The organism is Bacillus sp. IT-79MI2 (genome assembly GCF_949768135.1).
GTDB lineage: Bacteria > Bacillota > Bacilli > Bacillales > Bacillaceae_G > Bacillus_A > Bacillus_A pseudomycoides.
Map to the genome: position 1 here is coordinate 48,044 of NZ_CATKPV010000059.1, position 12,177 is coordinate 60,220.

The 12,177-nt window shown below is 37.3% G+C and carries 10 protein-coding genes and 3 pseudogenes; 11 read left to right on the plus strand and 2 right to left on the minus strand.

The annotated features are described in order from the left end of the window. The first annotated feature begins 317 nt into the window (after positions 1–317). From ACM6HU_RS12930 to ACM6HU_RS12970, 9 genes and pseudogenes are all read left to right on the plus strand, one after another. Positions 318–1,748 (plus strand): PQQ-dependent sugar dehydrogenase, encoded by a 1,431-nt coding sequence (locus ACM6HU_RS12930; RefSeq protein ID WP_016114456.1) that lies wholly within the window; start codon positions 318–320, stop codon positions 1,746–1,748. A 291-nt stretch (positions 1,749–2,039) separates the two neighbouring features. After that, on the plus strand, positions 2,040–2,612 hold the full coding sequence (locus tag ACM6HU_RS12935; protein ID WP_033671122.1) for a hypothetical protein: 573 nt from the start codon (positions 2,040–2,042) through the stop codon (positions 2,610–2,612). A gap of 73 nt (positions 2,613–2,685) precedes the next feature. Next, positions 2,686–3,537, plus strand: coding sequence for a sugar phosphate isomerase/epimerase family protein (locus ACM6HU_RS12940; protein ID WP_016114458.1), 852 nt, complete (start codon positions 2,686–2,688; stop codon positions 3,535–3,537). 12 nt (positions 3,538–3,549) lie between these two features. Then, the gene (locus ACM6HU_RS12945) at positions 3,550–4,347 is read left to right on the plus strand and encodes a TatD family hydrolase (RefSeq protein ID WP_016114459.1); all 798 of its coding nucleotides are present in this window, start codon (positions 3,550–3,552) and stop codon (positions 4,345–4,347) included. A 13-nt stretch (positions 4,348–4,360) separates the two neighbouring features. Next, positions 4,361–5,191 carry a sugar phosphate isomerase/epimerase family protein gene (locus ACM6HU_RS12950; protein ID WP_414848222.1) on the plus strand — a complete coding sequence of 277 codons (831 nt, stop codon included), beginning with the start codon at positions 4,361–4,363 and terminating at the stop codon, positions 5,189–5,191. Beyond that, on the plus strand, positions 5,188–6,066 hold the full coding sequence (gene eboC, locus ACM6HU_RS12955) for a UbiA-like protein EboC (RefSeq protein ID WP_016114461.1): 879 nt from the start codon (positions 5,188–5,190) through the stop codon (positions 6,064–6,066). The genes ACM6HU_RS12950 and eboC overlap by 4 nt, the downstream gene beginning before the upstream one ends. Positions 6,067–6,074: 8 nt before the next feature. Then, a complete protein-coding gene (locus ACM6HU_RS12960; protein ID WP_414848223.1) occupies positions 6,075–7,352 on the plus strand; it encodes an alkaline phosphatase family protein in 1,278 nt (425 codons plus the stop codon). A 96-nt stretch (positions 7,353–7,448) separates the two neighbouring features. Next, positions 7,449–8,633 (plus strand): inositol-3-phosphate synthase, encoded by a 1,185-nt coding sequence (locus ACM6HU_RS12965; RefSeq protein ID WP_242227226.1) that lies wholly within the window; start codon positions 7,449–7,451, stop codon positions 8,631–8,633. Between the two features lie 51 nt (positions 8,634–8,684). After that, positions 8,685–8,921 (plus strand): annotated as a pseudogene (locus ACM6HU_RS12970) (tyrosine-protein phosphatase); the annotation flags it as partial. A gap of 223 nt (positions 8,922–9,144) precedes the next feature. Here the strand turns inward: ACM6HU_RS12970 and ACM6HU_RS12975 are convergent. Together ACM6HU_RS12975 and ACM6HU_RS12980 are read right to left on the minus strand one after the other, a co-directional pair. Beyond that, positions 9,145–9,318 (minus strand): annotated as a pseudogene (locus tag ACM6HU_RS12975) (IS3 family transposase); the annotation flags it as partial. Further along, positions 9,301–9,504: pseudogene (locus tag ACM6HU_RS12980) on the minus strand (transposase); the annotation flags it as partial. The pseudogenes ACM6HU_RS12980 and ACM6HU_RS12975, both read right to left, overlap by 18 nt. 3 nt (positions 9,505–9,507) lie before the next feature. Here ACM6HU_RS12980 and ACM6HU_RS12985 point away from each other — a divergent pair. Next, entirely contained in the window at positions 9,508–9,879 is a 372-nt protein-coding gene (locus ACM6HU_RS12985; RefSeq protein ID WP_016114466.1) for a hypothetical protein, read from the plus strand. A 94-nt stretch (positions 9,880–9,973) separates the two neighbouring features. Beyond that, positions 9,974–12,124, plus strand: coding sequence for a DNA topoisomerase III (gene topB / locus ACM6HU_RS12990; RefSeq protein ID WP_016132735.1), 2,151 nt, complete (start codon positions 9,974–9,976; stop codon positions 12,122–12,124). The last annotated feature ends 53 nt before the right edge of the window (positions 12,125–12,177 follow it).

Genomic DNA, 12,177 nt, shown 5'->3' on the forward strand with positions numbered 1-12,177 from the left:
AAGTTTGATTAAATATACTTAATAAACCTTGATAAAAGAGCACATAGAAAAAGCGTGTTTTGAAAAAACTTGATCAAAATACGCTTTTTTTATATTCAATTGAGTCATTCTTTTATAAAAAATTTTGATGATTTTTGTGATTCTTTCTCAATTAAAGCACCCGATTATGGAAGATCTTATTCAAGATAAACCCCGTTACCTTAAATGATTAATTCACAATATTATTAAGTAAATTCCCTGGCCCTAATTTGATACTAATAGAACCGTTCTAATCATATTCTTATAATAGAAAACAATAAAAAGGGGTGGGAAGTTAGTTGATAAAAGTAAAGGTGAGTTTACGACCCATTGTAAGTAAGATAAATTTACCCACTGTTTTGAAAACAACTATACTTCCGGGTGACTCAATTGAAAGATTATTTATTGCAACCCAGGTAGGAGAAATCTTTTACATAGGAAACGGAGTTATAAGGACTTTTTTAGATATTCGCCCGCGAATCATAAAATTAGGTAATTCTGAACAAGGTGTTTCTGGTATTGGATATGATGAACGGGGATTGCTAGGGCTAGCGTTTCATCCGGAATTTTATGATAACGGTTTGTTTTATCTTCATTATTCAGTAGCTGGAACACAAGGTCCAGGGGCTTTTCCTGAATCTTTTAAGCCTAACCCGTGTGATCCCAGAACTTTAAACCTAAGATGGATAAATAGAGAAACTCAATATGATCATATTGATACAGTTGAAGAATGGATTTTACAATCGAATGCTCAACCTCAAAAAAGACGGACATTACTTAACATAAGAAGACCATTTTTTAATCATAATGGTGTCAATAGCTTAAACTTTTCACCTGAAACCGGAAAACTTGTTTTAACAACTGGAGATGGTGGATCAGGCTATGATCCATTTAATTTAAGTCAGGATGATATGGAGATAGCTGGTAAAATAATTGAAATTGATGTAGTTAAGAATACATTTATCAATAATCCACCCGTAGTCACGCGTTTTAATGAACTTCCCTTACCTATTCAGGAAACGCTTACGGTAATTGCCAAAGGGGTTCGCAATATAACAGGCATTTCATTTCAAAGGTTTTATAATCAGTATATCAAATATGTGGGAAATGTCGGACAGGATTTGGTAGAGTCGATTTTTTCATTCGTTCATTATAAACCAATACCGGTTACTCAGCTTATTCAAGCTTCTTTAATGAGATCTAAACCTGACCAAGAAGGGTTTATTAACTTTGGTTGGCGAGGGTGGGAAGGTGATTTTCCTACTTCGTTTATAAGGGGCTGTTCTGCAAATCCGACTTTGGATGAGAAAACAATTGCTTATTACAATGAAACAGTAAAAACTTCAGTGAGGCGTCTTCAGCCTTTAACTAGTTATTTTCATAAAGATCCCCGATCCGATAAGTTTGGAGGAACTGCACTTACAGGAGTCCAGCCATATATGGGGAATGGAATCCCAAATTTAACGGGAAGCGTTGTGTTTACCGATCTTGCCCAGAATGAAGAATCTCGACCTCCGGTTAGAGGAGTTTTAGCTTATACCAAGGCAAGTACGGATTGTAAACTAAATGATTTTAGTGTTATTGAAACCGATTATAATTTTGGATCTCAATCAGCTTATTATGTTAATTTGGGAACGAATCTGGATCAAACCAGATTATATTTAGGGGTTTATGGCTCTATGAAAGTGACTGATTTTAACCAAGGTACTATTTTTGAAATTGTTCCATGATTTATAACTATAAAATTCGACGGCTGGAGTATTTTTCATATATTTACTACATTTATGACGATAAAGACAAAGAAGGAAAAAATTTAAAATAAGGCTAATTGTAGCTTTAAAATTCTTTTATCGTATCTGTACGATACATCGTAATCCCCCTAGAAAAAGCTTCTATTTTTAAATATTCATGGAGAAACAGTCCTCATTCCAATTGATTACTAACAGGTAATACCGCATAAAACACAAGGGAATGAATAGTATAGAAAGTGATGAATTGGATATTTTTAGGAGGTGGTTTTAATCAGTCGGTTTGTTCGTTATTGGTATCAATCGATGATAGAGACAGATACAAACTATGTTCATGTAAGAAAAATGAATATTGCAACCAAGTTAGTTATTACAGCCTTACTTAGTACATTTGCCACTATGTTTCAATCAGCGGGGGGCTTTATGCCTGGTATAGGCTATCTGATTAGTTTTCTAGCGACATTACCAATTTTTTTAGCTACTTGCTTTTCTATCCGCCAAGGAATCCTCTCTTATACCCTTACGATTTTCCTATTATTTATTATTCAGCCGAGTGAACTAATTATCTTTCCCTTTACAACAGGTTTATTAGGTATAGCGATAGGTGTGGCCTTTTTACAATTGAAGAGGAGAATTGTGGTTGTTTCCTTTTCATCAATATGTCTACTTACGGGTATTATGGTGATTCTGTATGTATTCCGTTTTCCAGTGCTAGGTCCTACTGTTGATACAACTATGGATTCAAAGGTTATTGCAATAATATGTATATTGAGTTTTCTTTACTGCTGGATCTTCGCGGAACTTTGTAGAATACTCATGAATAGATTGTGTCAGGCATTGCCTTAACAGTTGAGTAAAATCTTTTTAAACGAATAAGCGTTGTAATGCCACATATATTTCAAAAGAAGGAGGAGACAAGATGAAGCTGGCGTTTAGTACAAATGCATTTACAAGATACACATTGCCCGAATCTATTTCAGAGATTGGACGTTTGGGGTATAAGGGCGTGGAAATTTTAGCGGATGTTCCCCATGCTTTTCCACCTTTACATACTGCCCCTTGGGTTAATGATGTGCAAAAAAGAATAGAACAATATGATCTCGAGGTATCAAACATAAACGGAAATACGGCAGCTGGATTTTTTTTGCATTCTACTGGAGAACCTACATTTGAGCCGTCCTTATGTAACGCGAGAGGAGAGGTGAGAAATCAGAGAATTGGATATACGAAGCAGTTAATAGATTTAGCTGCAATGGTAAATGCAAAAAACATCAGTATTACAAGTGGTAGGTGTCTTTCTGAAAACCCACCAGATCAGGCCATTAATCATCTGATAAACTCATTAATGGAAATTATGGACTATGCCGAACGACGCGAAATCAACGTAGGGATTGAATACGAACCTGGTCTTCTAATAGAAAACGGCAAAGAATTGAGTGAACTGATTCAAATAGTAGGGTCAAATAGGCTAGGAGCAAACCTCGATCTCGGGCATGCAGACGTAATAGGAGAAGATATTCCTGCTCTATTATCAAATTTAAAGTCACGAATATGGAATATCCATTTAGAAGATATCGCAGATCACAAGCACTATCATCTTATACCTGGTAAGGGAAACATTGACTTTAATCAATTGTTTAATCATGTAAAACAAATCGAATATACAGGATTCATTACAGTAGAATTATATACCTACAGCGACAATCCGGTTATGGCAGCAAAGGAATCTATCGAATTCCTTACACCATACTTTAAGAATAGCCATTTATGAGGGGGGAAACCTATGAAATATTTTGATCCGCATATCCATTGTTACTCCCGCACAACAGATGATTATGAAAATATGAGTCTGGCTGGCGTACGCGCTGTTGTGGAACCAGCGTTTTGGCTTGGAAGCGAACGCCGATATCCTGAGACCTATTTTGATTACTTCCAACATTTGCTTACCTTTGAGCCGCAGCGTGCTAAGCAATATGGAATCGATCATTATTGTTGTCTAGCTATGAATCCAAAAGAAGCAAACAACCTTGATATTGCCTATCAAGTCATCGATGGACTGTCCGAGTACTTGCAACATGAGCGGTGTCTCGCGATTGGGGAGATTGGTTTTGATAGAATTACTGTAGAGGAAGAAGCCGTGATGCGCAGGCAACTGAAATTGGCTAAGAATCTCCATATGTTGGTTATGGTACATACCCCCCACCAAAATAAGCGGGAGGGAACAAGAAGAACGATAGAAATCCTAAAGGAAGAAGGACTTGAACCTGACAGGGTATTAATAGATCATAATAATTCAGATACTATTGATCTTTCCGTCGAGTATGGTGGTTGGAGCGGGATGACAATTTATCCGACGAAAGTTTCAACTGGCGAGGCAATTGAAATCGTCGAACATTACAGCACAAATAAGATCATGATCAATACGGCAGCGGACTGGGGCCCGTCTAATCCTCTTAATGTAGTGAAAACTGCGTTTGAGATGAGAAAGAAAGGGCATGCGGAAAATATCATCCAAGAGCTGGTCTGGAATAATCCGGTCCGTTTTTATGAGCAGTCTGGAAAATTGAAACTAGATTCATAAGGGGGGGAAGACCATGAAACTCGCATATAGCAGTAATGGATTTAAAAGATTTGACCTGTTAAAAACAATCGACTTATTAGCTGAAATCGGATATGAAGGAATAGAAATCTTACTAGACATCCCTCATGCTTTTCCACCCGAAGTGACCAATGAGAAGGTAGACATGATTAAAGACAGGTTGAAGCAACGAAACATGATTATATCAAATTTGAATGCGTTCATGTTGTATGGAATAAAAGATAATTGGCACCCGTCTTTTGTTGAGGCGGATGAAGTAGAACGAAGGCAGCGTATAGAACATACGCATAACTGCATTGACTTGGCTCGAAAACTCGGTGCAAAGACATTGTCTACCGAACCAGGGGGACCACTCATCAATGTAGGAAGGGAATGGGCAAATAAAGTTTTTATTTCGGCAATGGAGGAATTAGCTGACCATGCTGAAAAATCTGGTGTGACAATTCTTGTTGAACCGGAGCCGGACTTGCTGATTGAAACATCTGATCAATTTATTGAATTCAAGAAAGCTGTTCCCTCCGAGGCAATTGAATTAAATTTTGACATTGGACATTTCTTTTGTGTTGGAGAGGATCCGGCTACATTAGTTCATAAGTTGTTGCCCTATACAAAGCATTATCATCTGGAGGATATTGCCGAGGACCGTGTTCACGAACATCTCATTCCAGGGCATGGTGCTATTCCTATTCTTGAAGTTTTACAATCTATAAAGAAAACGGGCTATGATGGTTTTGTTACCATTGAATTATACCCCTATGAAAGTCACGCGATACAGGCTGCCACGGAATCTTATGACTATGTGCAAAGCATCCTTAACAGCCTATGAGAAAGATTCGCACTTATTTTGAGCTCATACGATTTCCGAATACCTTTACAGCTATGGCAGATATATTGGCAGGTACTTGGATTACAGGGGTAGTTTTAGATCAGAGCTACTTCATTCAGATTATCCTTCTCATATTTGCAAGTGCATGTATATATGCGGCAGGAATTATTTTAAATGACTTTTTTGATTTTGAAATAGATAAGAAAGAGCGGCCTGAAAGACCCTTAGCGTCTGGCCGCATCTCACTTCGTTCAGCGCTGCGTTTTAGTCTTGTACTCCTTATGGCTGGCGTTGCATCTGTATGCTTTGTGTCCAAAATAAGTTTTTTGATTGCATGCATTCTCATGGTTTTGGTATTCGTTTATAATCGCTATTCAAAGCATCATGACGTATTTGGACCGTTGACAATGGGAATTTGTAGAGGAGTCAATTTGTTATTAGGATTAAGTGTGGCACCAGATAAGTTAGCGCAATTTTGGTGGATAGCGGGATTAGGATTTATATATATTTTCACTGTTACTGTGATGTCCAAGGGTGAGGTTGGAAACGGCAGCCATCCGAATCGAGTAAGAATTATGGCAGGGGCGGTTTTAACGTGTGCTATTGTTATTCTATTCTTGCAATTCGATGGTACAAGGGGAGCAACAGTTATTGCTGTAATCTTTTTTTTGTTATGGACTTTTTCAGGGATTGTACCGGCACTAGCAAAGCCGACATCACCTAACATTAGAAAGGCTGTCGGAACATGTATACTAGGTCTTCCGTTATTGGATGGGGCGATTGCTGCTCCATTTGGAGGATGGCCAGCATTTCTTTCTGTATCCTCTTTCCTAATTCTGAGTTATATCATGTCTCGTATCTTTCCGGTCACATAGATGAAAGGATGGTATCTTTGGAGAACAAAAACGTGGTTGTATTAGATATTATCAGTTTGACAGCGGAACATCTGAATGACGTCGAATTAACTCCGAATATTCAGGAATTATTAGAGGATGGTCAACACGCAAGAATTAAACCAGTATTTCCCGCTGTAACCGGTTCAATACAAGCTACTTATATCACTGGAACTCCACCAGCTGAACATGGCATTATTTGTAACGGCCTCCCAAACTTGGATACTAAAGAAATTACAATGTGGAATCAGACGATGGTTCCAATTCAAGGCGAAAAAATCTGGGAGAAGTTGAAGAAAGAAGACCCGACAGCTGAAACAGCAGTGCTATTTTGGCAGTTCAGCAAGCTGAGCACAGCAGACTATGTAGTTACACCTGCCCCTATCCATCTCGATAAAAAAATGATCTTGTGGTGTGATTCGAAGCCGAGGGACTTATACGGAAAATTGAGGGAGAAATATGGGGAATTTGACCTAAAAAGTTTCTGGGGCCCACTCTCCTCTGTCAAGTCCAGTGAATGGATCTTACATGCAGCAATAGATGTATTAGAAGACTACAAACCAAGATTATCGCTTGTATATTTACCCAATATAGATTATAACGCGCAAAGGTTTGGACCGAATAGTGAAGCAGCAAGAAAAGCGATTAAAGAAATTGATGATTTGATTGGAAACTTTATTGGGCAACTGGAAGAGCGCGGATTGAGGGATCACACACGTCTTGTTATCTTATCAGAATATAACTTCAAGTCAGTTAACCGACCTATCCTTATCAATCAAACGTTGAACAAAGAGGGATATGTGGCAATCAAGCATGTTGAAAATATGGATTTTCTCGATTTAGAGATGTCGAGGGCCTTTGCTTTGGCAGACCATCAATTGGCACATGTGTATATTCAAGACCCACATGATATAGAGGCAGTTAAGGAAATTCTCGAAAAAATCCCAGGTATAGCCGAGGTATGGGGAGAGGAGGAAAAGCGAGCTCATAAGATTGATCATGAGCTTTCAGGTCAGTTAGTTGTAATTGCAGAACCCGACAGCTGGTTTGTGTACTACTGGTGGTTGAATAGCGAACAGGCACCAGAATTTGCATACACTGTGGATATTCATAGGAAGCCCGGTTATGATCCAGTTGAGCTGTTTGTAAATCCAAAAACATTCCAAATCCCACTAGAGCCGGATCGAATCAAAGGATCTCACGGTTTGCCGCCAAAGGATCTCACGGTTTGCCGCCAAAGGACGAAGGGGATTATGTATCACTTGTAGTAACAGGGAAAGATTTTGAACTTCCAGAAACATTAGAAGCGACCGAAGTCCATGACTTATTGTTACAACTTTCAAGAAAAAAGAAGAGGTGAAAAAGTGACATATCAAACGGGTGTGTTATTCGTGGGGATACTGGGTGCGGTTGCAACAACAACGATTTCCGGACTTTTTGCAGTCAATCAAAATCTTGCTCCGTTAAGGGGAGTTATTTCTTCAGAGAGGGAATTTGAGACGCTGCAGCTAACTCCGCTTGATCAGATTGCTTTTGGTGGATGGGATATACAAAAAGATTCATTGATAGAAGCAGTAAAAAGACATGGTATCATTCAAGAGCCTATTTTGCAGAAGATTGAAATAAATCTCAATGATGTTCCTGTTTGGCAAGCGCCACTGGCTAATGTGAATGATTTTGTCAAAGGAGTATATAGATTGAAAGGAGAGCCTGAGACTTTAGAGAGTGCAGTGGATAAGATCCAAGAAGACATCGAGGCATTTAGGAAAAAATATGATCTTGAGAGAATTGTTGTGATAAACACCGCTTCAACAGAAGAAAAAACAAAAACTCATTCATTATATCAATCATTAGAAGCATTTGAGACCGGATTAAGGGGAAATTCACCGGATATTCGACCAGGTATGCTTTATGCTTATGCGGCAATGAAGGCAAAATGTGCTTATGTGAACTTTACGCCGAGTGTGACGGCTGAGATACCGGTGCTGCAGAAGCTTGCAGAAACTCTGGGTGTTCCGATAGCAGGGAAAGATGGAAGGACAGGACAGACTTTATATAAACATGTTTTAGGGAAAATGTTCAAACAGCGAGGGTTGAATATTGTCGGATGGTACAGCACGAATATCCTAGGGAATCAAGATGGTGAAATTTTGGATCATCCAAGGCATTCTTCAACAAAGATTGATTCAAAGTCCATTGGATTAGAACGTATATTAGGCTACAGTCATTTTGATCATAAAGTTAGAATTGATTATTTTCCTATCCGAGGAGATAGAAAAGAAGCATGGGATACGGTTGACTTTGAAGGGTGGTTAGGAGAGAGGATGACAATGAAAATCAATTGGCTAGGAATTGATTCTATTTTAGCTGCTCCCCTTATAATTGACCTTTCCCGGTTTATGGATCATGCACTTCAGAAGGGGAAGACAGGAATAATGGAACACTTATCACTCTTCTTTAAATCCCCAATTGGAACAGATGAATATGCCCTTGATCAGCAATACCAAACGTTATTGGAGTATGTGAAACGTTTTGAATACAATGCTTAATCTCCTTGGTGGCCTTGACTATGTTGGAAGTCAAAGCAAATGAGCTGTTTCCAATCAGTAAGAAGTGCAATTGGAGCAGTCAAAGAGGCTGTAGAACAAGGGAAAATAGTATACTTCCATTGTTCAGGTGGACGTAATCGTACAGGTACAGTTGCAACTGGTTTATCATTGGCGCTCGGGCATGCTTCTAATGTAGATGAAGCGGAACAACAAGCAAAAACGATCCGTCCTGTCACTAGTATTAAGCCAAAATTAAAACAAGTGCTAACCAATCTGTACCAGAACTAACAAAAAGCATGAATAATGAGTATCTGTATCAACAAAAAGGGCAAATCTCCTAAAGATTTGCTCTTTTTATTGATAATTTACATATTCTTCAACTTCTTTAATTAATTGAGTTGGTCTAACTTTTAGAGTTCTAGCTAAGGAAAATAGCGTATTTATTGTCGGTCTGCTTTGTCCTCTCTCTAAATGGATTTGAGTCAATATTTTGGACACAAAAAAGTTAAATCTAAGCTACATTTTTAGCTAGATCTTCTATTGCTTGGGGAGTTTTATAACCAATGCTACTATGGATTCGCTTGCGGTTATAAAATCCCTCAATATATTGAAATAGTGCTAGATTTGCTTGTTCAAATGTGACATATTGTGTACCATACACTTCTTCTTTCTTTAAAATCTCATTCTCCTCTTTCAGACGAAGCATTTCTTTTTGCATTCGTTTCAGGTCTTCTGGAGTCATTTCTTCCTCATCAATCGTTGTGATAGGAGAATATTTTTTAATTCATTTATAAATTGTTACTTCTGATACACCATACTCGCTGCTTAACTCTTTAACAGATCGGTGTGAATGATATAATTCAACAGCCATCTAGTGGATAGGTTGGTAGAGAAAATAGGGGTTTTACAAAGTAATTTAGCAGATATTTCAAGGCAATTGGATCAGAAAAATGATATAATAAAAAACTTGGAGAATGAAAATGAAAAATTAAACACGTTATTAGATGGATTTTTTTATATGCTTGTTGGATCAGAAAAAGAATTAAAAAAAGTAATAAATACAGGGGAAACAAAGTGTGAAGCAATAAATTATGCTTTGACAGAAACTTTTGGTAATCCTATTATGTATATTGAAAAGTTTAGTGAAAATGTAGATATGAGTAATCCAAAAGAAGATCGAGATAACATTATACAATTAAAATCTGAAAATAGTATAAATATTCAAAAAGATGATTATGATTGGTGAAAAATCTTCGTTTTGAATATTTTTTTGACTTTTAAAAAAAATCGAGAAGTGTTAATACCTTATTTTATAAGGAATAAAGGAGAGTGACCTATAAATGGGATACGTATTAATACTCGCCGAGAAACCAGATCAAGGTTTGGCCCTTGTTTCTCAATTTAAATATCGCCGAAAAGACGGCTATTTAGAAGTAGAAGCAAATGAGTTATTTCCAAATGGAGCTTACTGTACATGGGCAATTGGTCATTTGACGCAGTTATGTAATCCGGAATATTATCACACTGAGTGGAAAAAGTGGTCACTCGATACATTACCAATGATTCCGGAACGTTTTCAATTTGAAGTTACAAAATCAAAGTATAAGCAATTTAATGTTGTGAAACAGCTGTTACATAATCCGCAAGTGACGGAAATTATTCATGCAGGTGATGCGGGGCGTGAAGGGGAATTAATTGTACGAAATATTATCAATCTTTGTAACGTGCAAAAACCGATGAAACGTCTATGGATCTCCTCCTTAACGAAGCAAGCGATTTACCAAGGATTTAAAAATTTACTTGATGAAGCAGATACAATCAATACGTACTATGAAGCATACACACGATCATGTGCCGACTGGGTGGTTGGGATGAATGCATCGCGTGTCTTTAGTATTTTGCTAAAGAAAAAAGGAATGAATGATGTGTTTTCGGCTGGTCGTGTACAAACACCGACATTAGCTTTAATTGTGAAACGTGAAAAAGAAATAGAAAACTTTAAATCAGAGCCGTTTTGGGAAGTGTTTGCAACTTTTAATATAGAAGGAAAGAAATATGAAGGGAAATGGGAGAAAGATAATGAGTCCCGTTTAAAAGACCCTGATATGGCAAATAAAATTGCAGCATTTTGCCAAAATAAACCGGCTGAAGTAAAAGAAATGAAAACGGAGCGGAAGGAGTTTCAACCACCGTTTTTATTTAACTTATCATCACTGCAAGCAACAGCGAATAAAGCATTTAAGTTTTCACCAAAAAAGACTCTTGATATTACACAAGCATTGTATCAAAAAGGTATTGTGTCTTACCCACGTTCGGATTCTAACTATGTAACACAAGGAGAAGCAGCAACGTTTCCTGACATCTTACAAAAATTAAGCCAGTTTGAGGAATATAAAGAGTTATTACCGGCGCCGATTGAGTCCATTATGAATAATAAGCGATATGTGAATGAGAAAAAGGTTACAGATCACTATGCAATTATTCCAACAGAACAAGTGACAAATCCAAATAAACTATCTGGCGATGAAAAGAAAATTTACGATATGATTGTAAGGCGTCTCATTGCGGCTCATTATGAAGTTGCGATCTTTGACTATACAACAATTACAACACTTGTTGATAGCCGTGCTGAATTTATTTCAAAAGGGAAACAACAAATTCAAGAAGGATGGCGCAAAGTTATTTTCCAAGATGATAAGGACGATGAAACCATTCTTCCAATCGTAGCAGAAGGTGAGCAAGGAAAAGCTGTAACGGTGAAAGTGAAAGAAGGAAAAACACAGCCACCAAAGCGTTATACAGAAGGGCAGCTTATTACGCTAATGAAGACAGCTGGGAAATATTTAGAAAATGAAGAGCTAGAGAAAGTATTAAAAAAGACAGAAGGGTTAGGCACTGAGGCAACCCGTGCAGGCATCATTACAATGCTGAAAGATCGTAAGTATATTGATGTGAAGAAAAATCAAGTGTATGCAACAGATAAAGGAAAAGTATTAATTACCGCAATTGGTGATAAAATTTTAGCTTCTCCAGAAATGACTGCGAAGTGGGAGCAGCGTCTTGCTGAAATTGGGGAAGGCATAGCTTCTCCAGCAACCTTTATGGAACAAACGAAAAAGCTATCAGCGAAAATTATTGAAGATGCAATTGAAATGTCAGAGAAGTGGGATTTTACTGGATTACATGTTGAATCAATTGAACGTAAAGGATCGAAGTTTACAACAGGTAAAAAAGTAGGGGAATGTAAAAAGTGTGATGGTGATATAATCGATAAATCAACTTTTTATGGGTGCTCGAACTATAATACAACACAATGTGATTTCACGATTTCGAAAAAAATATTAGGGAAAACAATTTCGCAAAAGAATATGACTAAGTTATTAAAAGGTGAACAAACAGATTTAATTAAAAGTTTTAAGAAGAATGATAAAACTTTTGATGCGAAATTAGAGTGGAAAGAGAATAAAATCAATTTTGTATTTGAGAAGTGAGAGTGTTAACAAATAAAAAAGTCCTTTACTGTGTAAAAAGGTTCTGTAACAAG